The 17,644-nt window shown below is 69.6% G+C and carries 16 protein-coding genes; 8 read left to right on the top strand and 8 right to left on the bottom strand.

The features are described from left to right. Positions 1-272: 272 nt before the first annotated feature. Both ACS5PN_RS19180 and ACS5PN_RS19175 read left to right on the top strand, forming a co-directional pair. Entirely contained in the window at positions 273-2,216 is a 1,944-nt protein-coding gene (locus ACS5PN_RS19180; protein ID WP_439465616.1) for a serine hydrolase domain-containing protein, read from the top strand. 56 nt (positions 2,217-2,272) lie between these two features. Then, positions 2,273-2,743: a hypothetical protein gene (locus ACS5PN_RS19175; protein WP_439465615.1), complete on the top strand. Its 471-nt coding sequence runs from the start codon at positions 2,273-2,275 to the stop codon at positions 2,741-2,743. A gap of 7 nt (positions 2,744-2,750) precedes the next feature. Here ACS5PN_RS19175 and ACS5PN_RS19170 read toward each other — a convergent pair whose 3' ends face one another. Continuing rightward, entirely contained in the window at positions 2,751-4,058 is a 1,308-nt protein-coding gene (locus ACS5PN_RS19170; protein WP_439465614.1) for an ATP-binding protein, read from the bottom strand. Beyond that, entirely contained in the window at positions 4,055-4,765 is a 711-nt protein-coding gene (locus ACS5PN_RS19165) for a response regulator (protein WP_439465613.1), read from the bottom strand. Before ACS5PN_RS19165 ends, ACS5PN_RS19170 begins: the two co-directional genes overlap by 4 nt. Positions 4,766-4,928: 163 nt before the next feature. On the opposite strand from ACS5PN_RS19165, the gene ACS5PN_RS19160 reads away from it, so the two are divergent. Next, complete coding sequence (locus ACS5PN_RS19160; protein WP_439465612.1) at positions 4,929-5,912, top strand: hypothetical protein; 984 nt, start codon at positions 4,929-4,931, stop codon at positions 5,910-5,912. An 88-nt stretch (positions 5,913-6,000) separates the two neighbouring features. Here ACS5PN_RS19160 and ACS5PN_RS19155 read toward each other — a convergent pair whose 3' ends face one another. Further along, positions 6,001-6,351, bottom strand: coding sequence for a hypothetical protein (locus ACS5PN_RS19155; protein ID WP_439465611.1), 351 nt, complete (start codon positions 6,349-6,351; stop codon positions 6,001-6,003). Between the two features lie 243 nt (positions 6,352-6,594). On the opposite strand from ACS5PN_RS19155, the gene ACS5PN_RS19150 reads away from it, so the two are divergent. Continuing rightward, the gene (locus tag ACS5PN_RS19150) at positions 6,595-7,335 is read left to right on the top strand and encodes a MerR family transcriptional regulator (RefSeq protein WP_439465610.1); all 741 of its coding nucleotides are present in this window, start codon (positions 6,595-6,597) and stop codon (positions 7,333-7,335) included. Then, on the top strand, positions 7,335-8,600 hold the full coding sequence (locus ACS5PN_RS19145; protein ID WP_439465609.1) for an MFS transporter: 1,266 nt from the start codon (positions 7,335-7,337) through the stop codon (positions 8,598-8,600). The genes ACS5PN_RS19150 and ACS5PN_RS19145 overlap by 1 nt, the downstream gene beginning before the upstream one ends. A 37-nt stretch (positions 8,601-8,637) precedes the next feature. Here ACS5PN_RS19145 and ACS5PN_RS19140 read toward each other — a convergent pair whose 3' ends face one another. Continuing rightward, the gene (locus ACS5PN_RS19140) at positions 8,638-9,417 is read right to left on the bottom strand and encodes a hypothetical protein (protein ID WP_439465608.1); all 780 of its coding nucleotides are present in this window, start codon (positions 9,415-9,417) and stop codon (positions 8,638-8,640) included. 165 nt (positions 9,418-9,582) lie between these two features. Next, positions 9,583-10,809, bottom strand: coding sequence for an MFS transporter (locus ACS5PN_RS19135; RefSeq protein ID WP_439465607.1), 1,227 nt, complete (start codon positions 10,807-10,809; stop codon positions 9,583-9,585). Between the two features lie 130 nt (positions 10,810-10,939). On the opposite strand from ACS5PN_RS19135, the gene ACS5PN_RS19130 reads away from it, so the two are divergent. Next, a complete protein-coding gene (locus tag ACS5PN_RS19130; RefSeq protein ID WP_439465606.1) occupies positions 10,940-12,934 on the top strand; it encodes a lipoxygenase family protein in 1,995 nt (664 codons plus the stop codon). Here the strand turns inward: ACS5PN_RS19130 and ACS5PN_RS19125 are convergent. Beyond that, positions 12,931-13,413: a nuclear transport factor 2 family protein gene (locus tag ACS5PN_RS19125; RefSeq protein WP_439465605.1), complete on the bottom strand. Its 483-nt coding sequence runs from the start codon at positions 13,411-13,413 to the stop codon at positions 12,931-12,933. The genes ACS5PN_RS19130 and ACS5PN_RS19125 overlap by 4 nt on opposite strands. A gap of 180 nt (positions 13,414-13,593) precedes the next feature. Here ACS5PN_RS19125 and ACS5PN_RS19120 point away from each other — a divergent pair, with 180 nt between their 5' ends. Then, entirely contained in the window at positions 13,594-13,995 is a 402-nt protein-coding gene (locus ACS5PN_RS19120) for a BLUF domain-containing protein (RefSeq protein WP_439465604.1), read from the top strand. 9 nt (positions 13,996-14,004) lie between these two features. Here the strand turns inward: ACS5PN_RS19120 and ACS5PN_RS19115 are convergent, their stop codons facing one another. Together ACS5PN_RS19115 and ACS5PN_RS19110 are read right to left on the bottom strand one after the other, a co-directional pair. Continuing rightward, the gene (locus ACS5PN_RS19115) at positions 14,005-14,280 is read right to left on the bottom strand and encodes a hypothetical protein (RefSeq protein WP_439465603.1); all 276 of its coding nucleotides are present in this window, start codon (positions 14,278-14,280) and stop codon (positions 14,005-14,007) included. Positions 14,281-14,315: 35 nt separating this feature from the next. Next, positions 14,316-15,485: a hypothetical protein gene (locus tag ACS5PN_RS19110; protein WP_439465602.1), complete on the bottom strand. Its 1,170-nt coding sequence runs from the start codon at positions 15,483-15,485 to the stop codon at positions 14,316-14,318. A 22-nt stretch (positions 15,486-15,507) separates the two neighbouring features. Here ACS5PN_RS19110 and ACS5PN_RS19105 point away from each other — a divergent pair, with 22 nt between their 5' ends. Beyond that, positions 15,508-17,643, top strand: a complete 2,136-nt coding sequence (locus tag ACS5PN_RS19105) for an acyl-CoA dehydrogenase (protein ID WP_439465601.1) — start codon at positions 15,508-15,510, stop codon at positions 17,641-17,643. Position 17,644: the final 1 nt, after the last annotated feature.

Genomic DNA, 17,644 nt, shown 5'->3' with positions numbered 1-17,644 from the left:
GCCGCGAAGGCCCGCCGCAAGGGGCCAATCTAGACGCAGCGCGCCGCCCGCACTCGCGTGCGGGCCAGGGCTGCAACAACGAGTGACCCCTTGCGGCGGGCCTTCCCGAAGGGTTGTGGCCAGAAAGGCCGCATGCTGTGTTGCAGATCCTCGCTGGGTCGACACCCAGCTTGCGGTCTGCTGTCGGGCCTGCGGCCTTTCTGGTCACAACGCGACCCATTGCCGCAGCGCTAACAGGCCCTAGCATGCGGGCTCCTCAACATGGAGCCCCCATGCGCCGTTTGCTGATCGCATCCCTGCTTGCTGCCGCCTTCGCGACGGCCCATGCCGACACCACCTCCGCCGGCCACAGCTACTCCCCGCCCGAAGCCTTCGCCACCAGCACCAGCGGTGCGGTGCTGAAGTTCACCGCACCCGAGGGCGATGCCAGCGTCACCGTCGTCGACCTGGCCTCGGCCAAGGACGCCGCCGACGCCATCGCCCAGGCCTGGGCCCAGGTCGACCCGGCCTTCAAGCGCACCCTGCGCCTGGCCACGCCGCGCCCGTCCCGCAATGGCTGGGTGGACCAGCAGGTCTTCGACTACGAGACCTCCCCCAACGAAAAGCTCGCCCTGCAGGCCATCGCGCGCCGTGCCAGCACCGGTGACGGCAAGGCCTGGATCGTGCTGCTGCTGCAGGCTTCCGACGCCACGCTGGAGAAGCGCGGCGCGCCCATCGGCAAGTTCTTCGCCAGCCTGCGCCCCAAGGGCTATGAGCGCGAGAGCTTTGCCGGCAAGACCGCCAAGCCGCTGACGCCCGAGCGCGTCGAGCAGCTCAAGGCCTTCGTCGCCGAGGGCATGAAACAGCTGAATGTGCCGGGCGTGGGCCTGAGCTTCATCGATGACCGCAAGGTGGTCTGGGCCGGCGGCCTGGGCGTGCGCGAGCAGGGCAAGCCGACGCCGGTGGATGCCGACACCCTCTTCATGGCGGCCAGCAACACCAAGGCCATGACGACGGCCCTGCTGGCCCGCGCCGTCGACGCCGGCAAGCTGCGCTGGGACCAGCCCGCCGCCGAGGCCTATCCGGGCTTCAAGCTGGCCGACCCCGAGGTGACCAAGACCGTGCAGGTCCGCCACCTCGTCTGCGCCTGCACCGGCATGCCGCGCCAGGACCTGGAGTGGCTGTTCGCCAGCGGCAAGGCACCCGCCACGTCCACCTTCGACCAGCTCGGCACCATGAAGCCGACCAGCAAGTTCGGCGAGGTCTTCCAGTACAGCAACCTGATGGTGGGCGCCGGCGGCTACGTCGCGGCCAACGCTCTCAAGCCCGGCAAGGAAGTCGGCGCGGCTTATGACCAGGCCATGCAGGAGCTGCTGTTCGGCCCGCTGGACATGAAGAGCACCACCTTCGACTACGCCAAGGTGCTGCGCGGCAACCACGCCATGCCCCATGGCGACGCCCTGGACGGCAGCACCCGCCGCGCCAGCATGGACCTGAACTACACCATCATCCCGGCCCGCCCCGCCGGCGCGGTCTGGACGACGCCGCGCGACTTCAGCCGCTGGGTGTTGATGGAGCTCAACAAGGGCAAGACGCCCGAGGGCCAGCCGCTGATCGGCGAGGCCAACTGGGCCGAGCGCTACAAGCCCCAGGTCATGGTCGGCGAAGACGTCACCTACGGCATGGGCCTCATCGTCGACAAGCAGTACGGCATCACCATCGCCTCGCATGGCGGCGACATGCTGGGCTTCCACTCCAACATGATCTGGCTGCCCGAGTACGGCGTCGGCGTGACCATCCTGACCAACTCCGACGCCGGCGTGCTGCTGCGCGGCCCGCTGCAGCGCAAGCTGCTGGAAGTGCTGTTCGACGGCCGCCCCGAGGCCGACGAACGCCTCAAGGTGTCGATTGCCAACCGCAAGTCCGAGTCCGCCAAGGTGCGCGAGCTGCTGACCATGCCGGTGCCGGTCGACGCCATCAAGCCGCTGGCCGCCAGCTATGCCTCACCCGACCTGGGCCACATCAAGGTCAGCAAGAAGGGCCAGCAGGTGCGCTTCCAGTTCGACCACTGGAACAGCGAAGTCGCACTGCGCAAGAACGAGGACGGCACGCAGAGCTACATCACCATCGACCCGGGCATCTCCGGCATCGAGTTCGTGCGCGACGACAAGGCCGCCCAGCCGACGCTGGTGCTGCGTGACGCGCAGCACGAATACCGCTTCGTGGCGGCGCGCTGAGGCCCGACGGGGGTGCTAAGGTCTGCGCCGATCTCACCCCGTTTGGGACGAAGCCCATGAAACCCTTGACGCTGCGTGCCTTCCCCTTGGTCACCGCCCTCACGCTGGGCCTGCTGGCGGTGCCGGCGGCCTGGGCCCAGGGGGTCTACAAATGCAGCGTCGGTGGCAGCACCGTCTACCAGTCCTCGCCTTGCGCCACCGGAGGCAAGGAGATCGAGATCAAGGCCGGCCCCAGCGAGGCGCAGGTCAAGGAGGCCCGCGGCCGCGCCGATGCCGACAAGGCCCGCGTCGGCACCGTCACGGTGGCTGCGCCTGAAACGGGCCAGCCCTACCAGGGCGCGCCGGGCGGCGGCGTGAACTGCGGCCAGCTCAGCCAGGCCCGCGCCGAAGCCTACGGCAGCAGGAACGCGACGGTGCGCGGCAGCCGGCAGTCGGGCATCGATCAGTCGGCGGCAGTCATCCAGCAACAGAACCGCATCGCCAGCCTCGAAAGCCGCATGAACCGCGGCGGCTGCACCCTCAACTGAGGCGGCGTCAGCCGCTCCAGCGCACGCGTGCGACGAGGCCGCCGCCCTCGCGCGGCAGCAGCCTCAGTTCGGCCCCCTCGGCGCGCGCGATGCGCTCGACGATGGCCAGGCCCAGTCCCGAGCCGGGCTTGCCGCCGCGCGCCGCGTCGCCGCGCTGGAAGGGCCGCTTCAAGTCATCGACGCGCCCCGGCGCAATGCCAGGGCCACGGTCGCGCACCTCGATCCACACCGCGCCACCGTCCACGCCGCAGGCCAGCTCGATGGGCGGCGCGCCGTGGTTTTGAGCGTTGACGATGAGGTTGAGCACCAGGCGGCGCAGGGCCTGGGGGCGGGCACGGCGTTTCACGGCGGGCCCTTCGGCCAGCACCGGCTGCGGCAGGCCGGGCGCGAGGACCACCGTCTCGGCCAGGAATTCGCGCAGCTCGATGTCGGCCGCCGGCAGCTCCTGCTCGGCCGGGTGGGCGGCACGGGCGTAGTCGAGGAACTGGGTCAGCAGGCCGTCGAGGCCGTGCAGGCTGCGGTCCAGGGTGTCGAGCAGCTCCTTGTCGCCCTGGCCGCTTTGATCGAAAGAATTGCGCAGCAGCTCGCTGGCGAGGCGGATCTTGGCCAGCGGCGTGCGCAGGTCGTGCGACAGGCCGGCCAGCATCAAGAGGCGCTCCTCCTCGTCGCGCGCCAGCGCCTCGGCCATGTCGTTGAAGCCGCGCGCCAGGGCGGCCGTCTCGGCCGGGCCATCGGTCGGCAGCAGCAGGCGGCGCTGGCCGGCGCCCACGGCCTTGGCCGCCTCGACCAGGCGCTGCAGCGGCCGGTTGATGCGGCGCTGGATCAGCCAGGCGCCGAGCAGAGCCAGCACGCCGCTGACGCCGCTGGCAATCAGCCAGGTGCGGGCGAAACGGTGGGCCGGCTGCACCGAGGGCACGGCCAGCCAGTAGGGCACGTCGGGCAGGCGCACGGCGATCAGGCCATTGGCCTCGCGCTGCCATTGCAGCCCACCCGGCGCCAGGCCGAGCTGCTCGCCCAGTTCGGCCAGATAGGCGCGTTCCATCAGCGAGATGCGCTCGGGCCGCCCCTCCATCAGCCCCGAGCCGGCACGGGCATTGAAACGGGCGACGAAGCCGGCGCGCTGGTCCTCGGGCAGCAGGCGCAGGCCTTCGGCCACGGCCTGCAGGCTGCGCGCCGTCGCCTCGGCCGACTGGTGCAACCTCGGCTTGGCGACCAGCTCGCGGTAGACGATGGCATTGACGAGCTGGCCCATGACGATGAGCGCAACGATGAGCCACAGATTGCGGCCGAACAGCGTGGACAGGCCGAACTTCATCGGGCGTCGGGCTCCAGGATGAAGACGTAACCCAGGCCCCACACGGTCTGCACATGGCGCGGCGTGCTCGGGTCGTCTTCGATGAGGCGGCGCAAGCGCATGATCTGCACATCCAGGCTGCGGTCGCTGACGCCATGTTCGTCGCCATGGGCCAGCACCAGCAGCTTCTCGCGGCCCAGCGGCCGGTTGGGCTGGCTGGCCAGGGCGCGCAGCAGGTTGAGCTCAACGGTGCTGATGTCCACGGCCGCGCCGTCGCGCTCCAGGCGCCGCTGCGTCGGATAGAAGGTGAAGGGGCCGAAGCGCACCGCGGCCTCGCCGGCCGGGCCGACGTGGGCGCCCAGCTGCTGCTGGCGGCGCACCATGGCCTGGATGCGTGCCAGCAGCTCGCGCGGCGCAAAGGGCTTGGCGAGATAGTCGTCGGCGCCCATCTCAAGGCCCAGCACGCGGTCGACCAGGTCGCCACGCGCCGTCAGCATCAGGATGGGGATGGTCTCGCCCTGGCCGCGCAGGCGGCGGCACAAGGACAGGCCATCCTCGCCGGGCATCATCAGGTCCAGCACCAGCACGTCGAAGCGCTCGCGGGCGAGCAGCTGCGCAGCGGCGGCCGCATCGGGCACGGCGCGCACGCTGTGGCCCTGCTCGGTCAGGTAGCGCTGCAGCAGGCCGCGCAGTTCGGCCTCGTCGTCGGCGATCAGGATGCGACTCATGCGTGGATGTTAGGGAGAGCCAGGCCCCGCACACTGACGGAAAACAATGACAAATCCTTGCAAGACCTCGCCTGCCGTCAGGCTCCGCAAGCGGTGCAACCCGCGCGGCAACCTTTGCGCGCCCGCTTCCCCGCAGCATGGAACCACCTCAACGGAGAACCCCATGCGCCACACCACCCTTGCCCTGCTGATCGCCGCGCCCCTCATTGCTCACGCCGACCCCACGCCCGTGCAGCGCGCCGCCGCCGCGCGGCTGACGGCCGAGAAGTCGGCCGTCTGCGTCGCCGCCCAGCCCTTCTACTGGGAGATCGGCAACGCCACCCAGCCGCTGGCTGGTGGCAAGGCGGGCGACAACGCGCCCGAGCGCAGCACCGAGATGGCCATCGCCTCGGCGTCGAAATGGGTCTACGGCGCCTTCGTCGCCGAGCGACGCCAGGGCCAGCTGACGAGCGAGGACATCAAGTTCCTGCACTTCCAGTCCGGCTACACCTACTTCCATGTCTGCCGGCCCAACCAGAGCGTCGCGGCCTGCCAGGAGGGCCTGATCAACGGCCGCGGCCGCCAGAACCCGGCCACCGAAGGCCGCTTCGACTACAACGGCGGCCACATGCAGAAGCACGCCGTGCTGATGGGCCTGGGCTCGCTGGGCCCCGACGGCCTGGCGGCCGCCGTGCGCCAGGCGCTGGCGCCGGCCCTGGGTGCGGACTGGCGCTTTGACTACAGCCAGTCGCAACCCGCTGGCGGCGGCAAGACCTCGGCGGCCCAGTACAGCCGCTTCCTGCGCGCCCTGATGGCCGACAAGCTGCAGCTCGGCCGCCTGCTGGGCACACAGGCCGTCTGCACCAATCCGCAGACCTGCCCGACGCAAGCCGTGAAGACGCCCATCCCCGAGACCGAGAGCTGGCACTACAGCCTCGGCCACTGGGTGGAGGACGACCCGCAGGTCGGCGATGGCAGCTTCAGCAGCCCGGGCGCCTTCGGCTTCTATCCCTGGGTCAGTGCCGACAAGCGCTTCTACGGCATGGTCGCGCGCGAACAGCGCCACGGCCTGATGAGCGGCGATCCGAGCGACAAGCCGGCGGTGGCTTCGGTGAGTTGCGGGCGCGAGATCCGCGCCGCGTGGATGGATGGACAGCCGCGCCGCTAGAGGCGGACACCAGCCGCCCCGAGGACGGCTGGTGCACCGTGAGAGCCAAGTCCGCGAGCCTTGGCCTCTGGGCGCGCTGTCAGCGCTGTCACTTGACGCGGTCGGTCTCGAGCGCGATGCGGTCGACGGTGCCATCGACATTGCGGTACAGGCGCAGGCGGCGCATGCCATCGGCGCTGACGAGCAGCTCGGCGCTCTTGGCCTGCCAGCTTTCCAGCGGCGACTGGTCGAGGGCCACGCCGAGCTGGCGCACGCCGACGACGACCCGCAGCGTGCGGCCGTCTTCCAGCACATATTCGCCCTGGGCATCGCGCAGCACGGCACGGCCGACGGCGGCCGGGACGGTGGGTTCCTGGGCACTCGCGGGCGCGGTCAGCGTCAGGGTTGCGAGCAGAGCGGCCGAGAGGGTGAGCGGTCGCAGATTCGTCCAGGTCTTCATGGTGAGGTACTCCTTAAATGCTCCGAGGCCAGTCGCCTCGGCAAGCTCTCTTTCGCAAACCCCGTGCCAGCCTGGGAGCGCAAACAACTTCACGATTTGACGTGGTTTCAATAAGGGTTCGCCCCAGGCTTGGGCTCGTGCGCCCTGCATCGCAGCACGATGCCTCGCGATGGCGCGAAGGGGCTTGACCCTGACGTAGCGTGAGGCTTCATGATCCGCCCCGTCACAAGAACGAGACCGGACATGGACTACACGGTGGGAGAGCTGGCCAAGCGCGCCGGCCTCACGGTGCGCACTCTGCACCACTACGAAGAACTCGGCCTGCTGCGCGCCTCGGGCCGCAGCGAGGCGGGCTACCGCCGCTATGGTGCGGCCGACGTGCTGCGACTGCACCGCGTGCTGGCCCTGCGCGATGCCGGCGTGTCGCTGAAGGACATCGTGCCGCTGCTGGATGGCGAGACGCCCCAGCCGCTGGCCGAGGTGCTGCAGGCCCAGATCGAGCAGATCGAGGCCCAGTTGCTGGCCCAGGAAACCCTGTTGCAGACCCTGCGCAATGCCGCCAAGCGGCTGGAGCTGCACGGCGACGGCGGCGACGCGGTGCAGGTGCTGCTGGACGCCATGGCCATCCGGCGTGTGCATGAACGCTGGATCAGCCCCGACCAGATGCGTGCGCTGCGCCGCACCTGGGAGTCCATGCCCGAGGCCGAGCGCGATGCCGTCGAACTGGAATGGCCGCAGCTGATCCGGCAGGCGCAAGCCGCCATGGACGCTGGCCGCGACCCCGGCGTGCCCGAGGTGCAAGCCCTGGTGCGCCGCTGGCTGGTGCTGCAGAAGCGCTTCATCGAGATGGCGCCCGAGATGAAGGACACCATGCAGCGCATGTATGCCGCCGAGCCCGAGCTGGCACGCCAATCCGGCGTGACGCCCGAACTGATCGCCTATCTGCGGCGCTCGAAAGAGACGCTGCCTGTCGAGGAGCAATGATGAGCCAGACCAACGACCCACGCCGCGAGCTGTTTCGCCACGCCAACTTCCGCTGGATCATCGGCGGCGGCCTGCTGTCCATGCTGGGCGACCAGTTCACGCTGCTGGCCCTGCCGTGGCTGGTGATGAGCCTCAGCAAGGACCCGCTGGTGCTGGGCACCGTGCTGGCCCTGGGCAGCCTGCCGCGCGCCATCTTCATCCTGGTCGGCGGCGCCCTGGTGGACCGCCACTCGCCCAAGGCCGTGCTGCTGCTGACCAAGTGGATCAACTTCGCGCTGCTGGGCCTGCTGGCGGCGCTGACCTTCAGCGGCAACATCACGCTGCCTCTCGTCTATGCGCTGACCCTGGCCATCGGGCTGGCCACCGCCTTCAGCTACCCCGCCGGCAGTGCCATCCTGCCGCAGACCGTGCCGGCCGCGCTGATCCAGCCGGCCAACGGCGTGCTGATGGGTGCGCGCCAGCTGGTGCTGCTGCTGGGCCCGGTGCTGGCCGGGCTGCTGGTGACGGCCGGCAACGAGCCGGCGCTGAGCGGCCAAGGACTGGCCCTGGCCTTTGGCTTCGATGCGCTGAGCTTTGCCATCTCGGCCTGGACGCTGTCGCGGGTGCAGGTGGCGCCGGCGGAGGCCAAGCCGGCCCAGCCCGTCTTCGCGGCCATCGCCGAATCGCTGAAGAGCTGCTGGCAGGACCGCGAGCTGCGCGCCCTGTTCATGTACTTCGCGGCCATCGCCTTCTTCGTCGGCGGGCCGCTGCAGGTGGCCCTGCCGGTGCTGGCCGCCGAGCGCCTGCCGGGTGGTGCCGCGGCCCTGGGCGTGATGCTGGCCGTGCACGGCCTGGGCGCGCTCGCCGGCATGGCCGTGTCGGGCATGAAGCCGCACTGGCGCCTGTCCACGCTGGGCGGCACGGTCCTGCTCATCGACGGCATCGCCGCCGGCGTCTTCCTCGTCTTCGGCCATGTGCACGCGGCCTGGCAGGGCGCGCTGCTGCTGTTGCCGCTGGGCGCTTTGGGCGGCTTCGTGCAGGTGGCCGTCTACAGCTGGCTGCAAAAGCGCATCCCGCCGGCCATGCTGGGCCGCTCCATGGCGCTGTTCATGTTCATCGTCATGGGCCTGGCCCCGCTGGCCTCGGCGGCCGCGGGCGCCGCACTGCGGGTGCTGGACGTGACCGAACTGTTCACGGCCGCGGCTGTCTGCCTGCTGGTGGTCGTGGCCATCGGCGCGGTGTTCACGCCGATGCGGCGGATTGCCTATCTGGAGGCGACGGGCTGAGCGGCAGTCTTTGTCTGCAGTCGGCCGGCGCGCACGGCTAGGCCGCGCTCCGCTCACTTTTCAGAAGCCTCTGAATTTCGGCAAAGACCTCTTCACTCAGCTCGTCCTGGCCTTGAGCCATCTGGCGCAATTCGCCCTGGGTGACCCACTGGACCGCGGAGCGATGCGCAACCTTCAACATGCTCTGGCGCCTTTGCATGGCCAGGATATCTTCCATGGAACGCATCGCGCTGGGCCGCGTCGGTGCCTCACCCGCAGCGATGCTCGAAATGCGTCCCCTGTGGCTTGTCAGCAGTTGCGGAACCGGCGTGCCATAAGGGAAGTAGGCGTTTTCGATGGCGGGCGGCCCGGAAAGCACCGAGGCCGCCTGCGCATTGCTCGTCACCAGCTGCCGGCCATCGGCGAATTCCGTTTCAAACCCTGCGCAGTGACGGGTCGCCAGGCTTTCATAGAAATTCCTGGGCGCGGCAACGAATCGAAGATTCAGCAGGCCGCGAAGCAGCAGCTTCAGCCGTCGCCAGATTCTGGGCCTCAGCTGGTAGTACTGGGCGAGGACTTCCCCGTCCGCAGAGAGCATGTTTCTGATGAAGGTCCGCGCGATCAGCGTCGTCGGCGAGTTCGAGATCTCGAGGATCTCGACGTCGCCGACCGCGCGAAAGCCGGACGCCTCCATCTCGGCCTGGAAACGCGCGTAGGCCGCCAGGTCCAGATGCCGAAACTGTGACTCGTCTGCAAGCACCATGGTGTGCGGCGCGCTGAACTGCGCCCTCATCATTGCGACGATCGCCTGCGCCGCTTCCTTGACCGACGTCGACATGGCTCCTCCCTTTTTCAACCGATGGCCAGGTATTGCGCCCGCCCGCCGTCGACGCGGCTTCGCTCTTCATGGCGGACGCATGGCAAAGGGTAGCGCCACTTCAGAACGGCATCGTCGACGCCACCAGCCGGCTTCCTGTTGACGCTTGAAGGAGGCCCTGCGGCATCAAGAACTGCTTCCTGCAGCCCCGCTCCACCGGGCATGCCAGACGGCCAGCCCCGCCGCCAGCACCGCCATGGCCATCACCGTGAGCACCGTGGCCGTCCATCCTGCCGCGACGAACACCAGGCCGCAGAACCAGCCGAAGAAGCTGGAGCCGGCGTAATAGAACAGGTTGTAGAGCGAGGCTGCCTGGGAGCGTCCGCCGGTGGCGCGCTGGCCCACCCAGCCGGCGGCGACGGCATGAGCGGCGAAGAAGCCCGCGGTGAACAGCACCAGTCCCACGACGAAGACGGCCGTGAGCGTGCTGAGCAGCAGCGCCGCGCCGCCCAGCATGACGGCGATGGCAGCGCACAGCACCCGCAGCCGGCCATGGCGCTGCACGCGGCTGCCCGCCCAGCTGGCGGAAACGGTGCCGGCGAGATAGGAAAACAGCAGCAGCGAAATGGTGGCAGGCCGCAGCGAGAACGGCGGCGCCTCCAGGCGGAAGGTCATGTAGTTGTAGATGGCCACCAGCCCGCCCATCAGCAGAAAGCCCTGGGCGAACAGCACCAGCATGTCGGCACGCAGGTTCAGCTGGATGGCGCTGAGCAGCGGCAGGCGTGCCTTCGCGTCGGGCTTGAAGCCGCGGGGCGCCGGAATGCTCAACACGAAGGCCAGCGTGGCCAGCGCCCCCACGGCCGTGATGACGAGGATGGCCGCGCGCCAGCCGAAGGCATCGGCGATGGGCACTGAGACGACGCGGCCCGTCATCCCACCCACCGTGGTGCCCGACACATAGATGGCCGCGGCCATGCCGGCATGCGAGGGATGCACCTCCTCGTTCAAGTAGGCGATGGCCGCCGCGGGCAGGCCGCCCAGGGCCAGGCCCTCCAGCGCGCGCAGCACCAGGATGCCTTCAAAGCTGGGCCAGGCCGTCACCGCGAATCCGCACAGCGTGGCGACGATCAACGAGACCTTCATGGCCCGCACCCGACCGAGGCGATCGGCCAGCCAGGACCAGGGCAGCACACCCAAGGCCAGGCCGATGGTGGCGGCCGAGATCAGCAGCGCGGCCTGGTCGGGTCGCACCTGCAAATTGGCGGCGATGCGCGGCAGCACACCTTGCGGCGAGTAGAGCTGGGCGAAGGTGGCGATGCCGGCGCAGGTCAGCGCGAACAGGATGAGGCGGTATTCGCGAGAGCCCGCCGTGTGGCCTGGCCAGGGGGCGTCGTCGTCGTCGCGGGTGGGCATCGATTGCATTGTGGCTTCGAGCCCCCGATTCCAGTGACTTGCGGTTGCATGAAAGGGGGAACCCGGCCATCGCACCCACGGTTTCTTGGCTAGGCTCAGGGCCGCGTCGGCTCACCCACGAACACATCCAATGAAGCGCAGAGACATCGTCAAATGGACCGCCGCGGCGGGTGGCCTGGGTCTGATCGGTGGCAACACGCCACTGGCCGCGGCGGCCGTGCCCGTCAGCAAGCCGACCCTGCCGCAGAAGGCCGACCTCCTCAGCGCCACGGCGCGCCGGCTGCAGCTGACGGCCCAGCAGGCCCTCTACCTCTGGACCGAATCCCACATCAACCTCAACGGCGTGCCCATGGCGGCCGTGGTGCCCGCGGGCGAACTGCCCACGCTGGAGCACCAGCTGCGGGCCTCGACCCTGGCCGTCGAGGCGGTCACCAATCTGGCGGCGTCGATGGCACCGAGCGCCGTAGCGACGAGCAGCCTGCAGACCCTGGCCGGCCTGCGCAGCCGCCTCGTCACGGCCCAGGCCAGCTTCGACAGCCTGGCCACGGCCAACGCCGGCCTGCTGAGCCTGCCCACGGCAGCGCTGAGCGTGCACGCCAACCTCGTGCTGACCGTGGGCGACATCGCGACCCAGCTGCGCCAGGTCCACGACGGTCTGGTGGCTCAGGCCGGTCCGCAGCCCAAGACGGTGGCGCAATACGACGCGCTGTTCGCCACCCTCGAGAAACCCGCCATCGCGCAGCTGCTGCACGACGACGCCAGCTTCGCCTACATGCGGGTGGGTGGTCCCAACCCCATGCTGATCCGCAAGGCGACCACGCTGCCGGCCAAGTTCCCGCTGACCGACGCGCAATACCGCCAGGTCATGGGCAGCGGCGACAGCCTGGCGGAGGCCGCCGCCAGCGGCCGCCTCTATCTGCTCGACTACGAAAGCCTGGGCGGCATGGCGCCGGACGGGCCGGTCAACAAGCCGCTGACGGGCACGGGCTACGGCTATGCGCCCATCGCACTCTTTGCGCGGCCGAAGACGGGCCGCTCGCTGCTGCCGGTCGCTATCCAGTGCGGCCAGGACCCGGCGCTGAGCCCCTTGGTGCTGCGTGTCGACGACCCCGCCAACGGCGCGGCCTACTGGGCCTGGCAATCGGCCAAGACGACGGTACAGGTGGCCGACTTCAACTATCACGAGATGTTCGTGCACCTGGGCCGCACCCATCTGATGTCCGAGGCCTTCGCGATGGCGACGGCGCGCCAGCTCGCCAATGCCCACCCGCTGAGCCGGCTGCTGGCGCCCCACCTCGAGGGTTCCATGTTCATCAACGAGGCCGCGACGTTGATCATCATGGGCGCGCTGACGACCGGCGACGCCATCCTGGCCGCGCCCATCGAGACCCTGCAGCGCGAGTGCGGCCGCGACCGCCTGGCCTACGACTTCTACGACAACATGCTGCCCAACGACCTGCGCGCCCGCGGCGTCGACGATGCCAGCCAGTTGCCCGACTACCCCTATCGCGACGACGCCCTGCTGGTCTGGAACGCGATCCAGCAATGGGTGGGCGACTACCTCGCCGTCTACTACGCCAACGACGGCGACGTGACCGGCGACTACGAGCTCAAGGCCTGGGCCAGCGAACTGGCCGGCAGCGGCCGCATCAAGGGCTTCAGGCCCATCACGACGCGTGCCCAGCTGACCCAGGCGGTGACGGCCATCATCTTCAACGCCAGCGCCCAGCACGCGGCGGTCAACTTCCCGCAGTCGTCGCTGATGACCTATGCCCCCTTCTACGCAGGCATGGGCGGCACGCCGGCGCCGGGGACGAGTGCAGGCCAGACCGAGGCGACCTGGTCGCAGATGCTGCCGAGCCGGCTGGCGGCCCAGGAGCAGATCCTGCTGTTCCACATCCTCGGGGGCGTCTACTACCGCATGCTGGGCGAATACCGTGACAACGCCTTCCCCTATCAGCCGGTGCTGCTCGATCCTGCCATCACCGGCCCCGGCGGCCCGCTGGAGCGCTTCCGCACGGCCCTGGCCGGCGTCGAGGCCACCATCCGCCAGCGCAACCTGGCGCGCTCGCGGCCCTACGAGCACCTGCTGCCGAGCCGGATTCCGTCGAGCACGAATATCTAGTTCGGCCCGTGCGCGTAGCTGAAGGCGCGCGTGATGGTCCAGGCACTGCCCTGCTGACGCCACAGGATGGTGAACTCGGCCCGGCCTTCGCAGGGCTGGGTCGTCCCGCCCGGCTTGTAGTGGCAGAAACGGTGCTCGCCGCGCATCAGCGCGCCAAAGCCCTGGATGGGCCAGACCTTCAGCGAGCCCGGCACCAGCTCGCGCTGGAACTTGCCACAGACATTGGCCTTGACCTGGGCCACCATGGCGTCGCGCGTCCAGGTGACGCCGCCGAGGTCGTGATAGAACTCGACGTCAGGGGCGAAGAAGCTCGCGTACTTGTCGAGCTGGCCCGGCGACTCGCAGTGGTTGAAGGCGTCGAAGGCCGCGGCGTCCAGCGCGGCGACGGTGGCGGCCAGTTCGGGTGCAGGCGCATCAGCCGCCTGGGCGGCGAGGGCCGTGCCGGCGAGCAGGGACACGACAAGGTGGCGGATGGTCATGGCTCGGCCTTGGGGCGGGGTGGAAATGGCGCATGCTGGCGGCGTGCCCGCAGGCCATCCACCGGGCTGCGACGGGCGGTGGCGACGGGCAGACAGAACGTTGGCCGGCACGACAGGCCGCGCTCGCAAAGTAGGCGCCGTCCTAGGTGAATCCGCCCGGGCGCGGCCCAGAATCAAACCATGTTGGTTCGCGTGCTTTACATCAGCGAAGTCAGCCCCGGCGTCACGGCGAGCGACATCGATCGCCTGGTGGCCCATGCACGGCGCCGCAACCGGCAACTCGATCTGACGGGCGCCCTGCTGGCCTGCGACGGCCATTTCGCGCAGGTGCTGGAGGGGCAGGAAGTGTTGGTCGAGAACCTGATGCGCAAGATCGGCATGGACAGCCGACATGGCAACCTGCGCGTGCAGGAACGCGACGTCATCACCCATCGACTGTTCGCCGACTGGGACATGGCCTGGGTGGATGAATCCCGCTGCGGCGACGACTTCCGCAATCTGCTGGATGGCCACCTGGCGCCGGGCGGTTTCATGATGGCCATGGGCGCCTGGATCGAGGAGCACAAGTCCGCGCCCCTCTGACCCGGGGCCTCAGGGCGCGGCGATGCCGTCGATGCGATCCAGGCGCACGATGATGCGGCCGTACTGCTGGTTGCGCAGCTCCACCCATTTGCCCGGCTCGATGCGTGTCACGGCGCCGGCGATCGTCTGGCCGGAGACGTAGAGGGTGATGCCGCGCTTGTCCTGCAGCGCGGTGGCGAGGGCCTGCTCGATGCCTTGAGCGGCTTCGGCCGCATGGGCGATGCCCGTGGCCAGGGTGCAGGCGAGGACGAGGGCGGCGGCGGTGCGCAGGGGAAGGCGGGTCATCAGGTTCTCCTGGGTTTGAAGGGGGTGATCGGAGCTCAGCGCTGGCGCGCCTGGGCGGCGAGCAGATCCAGAGCCTGCCGCAGGGCAGCCGGAACGCTTCGGCCCGCCTGGCGTTCTGCCTCGGCCTGGGATGCCAGTTCACCGGCAACGCCGCGGCCATCCTCGCGCAGGCGCGCCATGTCGGCGCCTCCTTCGAGGGCGATCAGCAGCAGATCCCAACGCCGGTAGATCGCCAGCTGGACCGGCAAGGGGTCACCGCGGCAGACACTGTCCACGTCGAGGCCATGCGCGACGAGCAGGCGAAAGTTGCCCGGTGTCACGGTACTCATCATGTCGAAGATCAATGGCAGCCCCGGCGAGACCTGCAGATTGGGGTTGCCGCCGGCGGCGAGCAGCATCTCCAGCAGCGCCGGGTCGCTGCGCATGACGGCCGCAGGCAGGGCATCGTCGGCACGGGCACCGAGATCCAGCAGCGCGCGCACCACCGACAGATCGTCCCCCTCCAGGCCCTGCACCGCCAGGCGCAGCAGGCTCATGTTGTGGTGCCCTGGCGTGTTGACGTCGACGCCACGCCCGAGATGCAGCAGCGCGGCCACATCCCGCTGCACGACTGCTGCGCCCATGCGGCGCATCGCCTCGGTGTCGAAGTAGCCGGTGCCGGCCCGCTTGGCGGCCATGCGCCGCGTGATCAGCCATTCCTGGATCTGGACCTGGGTCCACCAGATCGCCGGCAGCAGCACGACGCCCAGCGCCAGGCCCCGCCAAATGCGTGAAGCACTGAAATGGAAGCTCAATGCCGCCATCACCAGCAGCAGGGCCGGCAGCAACACGAAGAAGAACAGCCCCATCTCGCGGCCACCATCGCGCCCGCCGTCACCGCGCAGCGACATGCCGAGGGCCAGCACCAGCAGCGCGGCATCCAGCGCTGCCACGACCCAGAAGACCTGCGTCAGGCGTGTCATGGCCAGTCCACCGCGCGGCGGCCAGGCAGCGGCAGGACAAACGACGGCAAGCGGCAGCGCAGCAACATCCAGACAACCTCGGTGCAGGCGCGACAGGCTGGCGCCGGACAGGACTTTGCTGGCCCGACGTCGCAGTGAGGTTTCAGGGGCGGCGCTGATTTGTTTCATTTGTTCTGCGCGCCACGCAGCTTTACCCAAAATCAGACTCGGCTGACGCAGGCGTCCTGCCATCACGAGCAGCATGGGCCGCAAGGAGACCATTGCCGTGTTCGCAAACCTCGTGGGTCACTGGGCCTTTGCGCCCTTCTCGAAGGCGCTGCCCCAGATGGGCGATACCGAACGTGCTGCGCTGGAGGCCGGCACCGTCGGCTTCGAAGGCGCACTGTTCGCCGGCCGGCCCGACTTCGACCGCCTGCTGGCTGTTGCACCCAACCGCCTGACGGCCGAGGAACAGGCCTTCCTGGACGGCGACGTCGCCGAGTTGATCGCCCTGCTCGACGACTTCGCCATCGACGAGGCCCGCGACCTGCCGCCCGAGGTTTGGGCCTTTCTGCGCGAGCGGCGCTTCTTCGGCATGATCATCCCGCGCGAGCACGGCGGCCTGGGTTTCGGCCACTTCGCCCATGCCGCCGTTGTCACCCGCATCGCCACCGTCAACGTGGCCGCTGCCGTGACCGTCATGGTGCCCAACTCGCTGGGCCCGGCCGAGTTGCTGCTGCACTACGGCACCGAAGCGCAGAAGGCCCACTACCTGCCGCGTCTGGCCGACGGCCGCGACCTGCCCTGCTTCGGCCTGACCTCGCCCTATGCCGGGTCGGATGCCGCCTCCATCCCCGACACCGGCGTGCTGACAGAGCGCGAGATCGACGGCCGCCGGGTGCGCGGCTTCGTCGTGCGCTTCGACAAGCGCTACATCACGCTGGCGCCGGTGGCCACCGTCGTCGGCCTGGCCTTCCAGGCCGTCGACCCGTCGCGGCCCGAAGGCCAGCAGCAGCTCGGCATCACCTGCGCGCTGATCCCCGTGCCCACGCCGGGCCTGCAGATCGGGCGCCGCCACCGGCCCATGAACTCGGCCTTCATGAACGGGCCCATTCACGGCGAGGACGTGTTCGTGCCGATGGACTGGATCATCGGCGGCGAGGCCCAGGTCGGCCAGGGCTGGCGCATGCTGATGGAATGCCTGGCCGCGGGCCGCGCCATCTCGCTGCCGGCCCTGGGTGCAGCCATGCAGCAGACGTCGCTGTATGTGATGGCCGGCTACGGTCGCATCCGCGAGCAGTTCGGTCTGCCCATCGCGCGCTTCGAGGCCATTGCCGGCCTCATCGCCCGCACGGCCGCCGACCTCTATGCCTCGGATGCCGCACGCCGCTACACCGCCGCAGCGCTGGATGCGGGCGAGCGGCCCAGCGTGGCCAGCGCCATGCTGAAGGTGCAGCTGACCGAAGCGGGCCGTCGCGCCGTCACCACCGGCATGGACGTGCTGGGCGGCAAGGGCATCATCGCGGGCCCCAGCAATCTGCTGGGCGTGGCCTACCGGCATGCGCCCATCGCCATCACGGTGGAGGGCGCCAACCTGCTGTCGCGGGCCCTCATCATCTTTGGCCAGGGCGCCGTGCGCTGCCATCCACACGTCATGGACGAGATGACGGCCGTGCAGGCCAAGGACGAGGCCGCCCTTGGCAAGGCCCTGCTGGCCCATGCCGGCCATGTGATGCGCAACCTTGGCGCCAGCCTCTTCGGTGCGGGCCTGAAGGGCCGCGTGCCACCAGGCCTGGAGAAGGAAGCCCGCCTCATCGCCCGCCTGTCGGCCAAGTACGCGCTGACGGCCGATCTCGCCATGGGCCTGCTCGGCGGCCGTCTCAAGCGCATGGAGCTGCTGTCCGCGCGCCTGGGCGATGTGTTGTCCCATCTCTATCTTGCGGCGGCCAGCGTCTGGCGCTTCAAGGTGGAGGCCGAGCCGAAGATGCTGCCCTTCGCGCGCGCCGCCATCCGCTTCCAGCTCGAACAGGCCGCGGCCACGCTGCGCGAGCTGCACGCCAACCTGCCATCGGGCGCGCTGAAGACGCTGTCGCCGCTGCTGCTTCACGGCACCCGCCATCTGGCACCGCTGCGCGACCGCGACCTCGTTGCGCTGGCCGACACCTTGCGCACCAACCCCGCCCTGGTGGCCCGGCTCTGCCCCGACTTCACACCGCCGGCCGGTGGCGGCCTGCGCGACCTGGCCGACGCGCTGCGTCTGGCCGATGCTTTGGGCGACGAGGTGTCCGAGCTGAACCGCGCGCTGCGACGCACGCATTCGCTGGCCGCCGCCGCCGCCAGCTCGCGCGACCCCGAGGCCGCGCTGGCCTATCTGCGCGCGGCGGACCGGGTCATCCAGGTCGACGACTTCCCGGCCGAATGAA

The organism is Roseateles sp. NT4, assembly GCF_051857475.1.
GTDB lineage: Bacteria > Pseudomonadota > Gammaproteobacteria > Burkholderiales > Burkholderiaceae_C > Pelomonas.
The sequence above is the reverse complement of the archived record's forward strand: the minus strand, read 5'-3'. Positions and strand labels throughout refer to the sequence as shown.

What these genes read in the sequence shown, in the direction of transcription:
- ACS5PN_RS19180 (WP_439465616.1), top strand. Translation starts at nt 273, where the DNA reads ATGCGCCGTTTGCTGATCGCATCCCTGCTTGCTGCCGCCTTCGCGACG.
- ACS5PN_RS19175 (WP_439465615.1), top strand. Translation starts at nt 2,273, where the DNA reads ATGAAACCCTTGACGCTGCGTGCCTTCCCCTTGGTCACCGCCCTCACG.
- ACS5PN_RS19170 (WP_439465614.1), bottom strand. Translation starts at nt 4,058, where the DNA reads ATGAAGTTCGGCCTGTCCACGCTGTTCGGCCGCAATCTGTGGCTCATC.
- ACS5PN_RS19165 (WP_439465613.1), bottom strand. Translation starts at nt 4,765, where the DNA reads ATGAGTCGCATCCTGATCGCCGACGACGAGGCCGAACTGCGCGGCCTG.
- ACS5PN_RS19160 (WP_439465612.1), top strand. Translation starts at nt 4,929, where the DNA reads ATGCGCCACACCACCCTTGCCCTGCTGATCGCCGCGCCCCTCATTGCT.
- ACS5PN_RS19155 (WP_439465611.1), bottom strand. Translation starts at nt 6,351, where the DNA reads ATGAAGACCTGGACGAATCTGCGACCGCTCACCCTCTCGGCCGCTCTG.
- ACS5PN_RS19150 (WP_439465610.1), top strand. Translation starts at nt 6,595, where the DNA reads ATGGACTACACGGTGGGAGAGCTGGCCAAGCGCGCCGGCCTCACGGTG.
- ACS5PN_RS19145 (WP_439465609.1), top strand. Translation starts at nt 7,335, where the DNA reads ATGAGCCAGACCAACGACCCACGCCGCGAGCTGTTTCGCCACGCCAAC.
- ACS5PN_RS19140 (WP_439465608.1), bottom strand. Translation starts at nt 9,417, where the DNA reads ATGTCGACGTCGGTCAAGGAAGCGGCGCAGGCGATCGTCGCAATGATG.
- ACS5PN_RS19135 (WP_439465607.1), bottom strand. Translation starts at nt 10,809, where the DNA reads ATGCCCACCCGCGACGACGACGACGCCCCCTGGCCAGGCCACACGGCG.
- ACS5PN_RS19130 (WP_439465606.1), top strand. Translation starts at nt 10,940, where the DNA reads ATGAAGCGCAGAGACATCGTCAAATGGACCGCCGCGGCGGGTGGCCTG.
- ACS5PN_RS19125 (WP_439465605.1), bottom strand. Translation starts at nt 13,413, where the DNA reads ATGACCATCCGCCACCTTGTCGTGTCCCTGCTCGCCGGCACGGCCCTC.
- ACS5PN_RS19120 (WP_439465604.1), top strand. Translation starts at nt 13,594, where the DNA reads ATGTTGGTTCGCGTGCTTTACATCAGCGAAGTCAGCCCCGGCGTCACG.
- ACS5PN_RS19115 (WP_439465603.1), bottom strand. Translation starts at nt 14,280, where the DNA reads ATGACCCGCCTTCCCCTGCGCACCGCCGCCGCCCTCGTCCTCGCCTGC.
- ACS5PN_RS19110 (WP_439465602.1), bottom strand. Translation starts at nt 15,485, where the DNA reads ATGCTGCTCGTGATGGCAGGACGCCTGCGTCAGCCGAGTCTGATTTTG.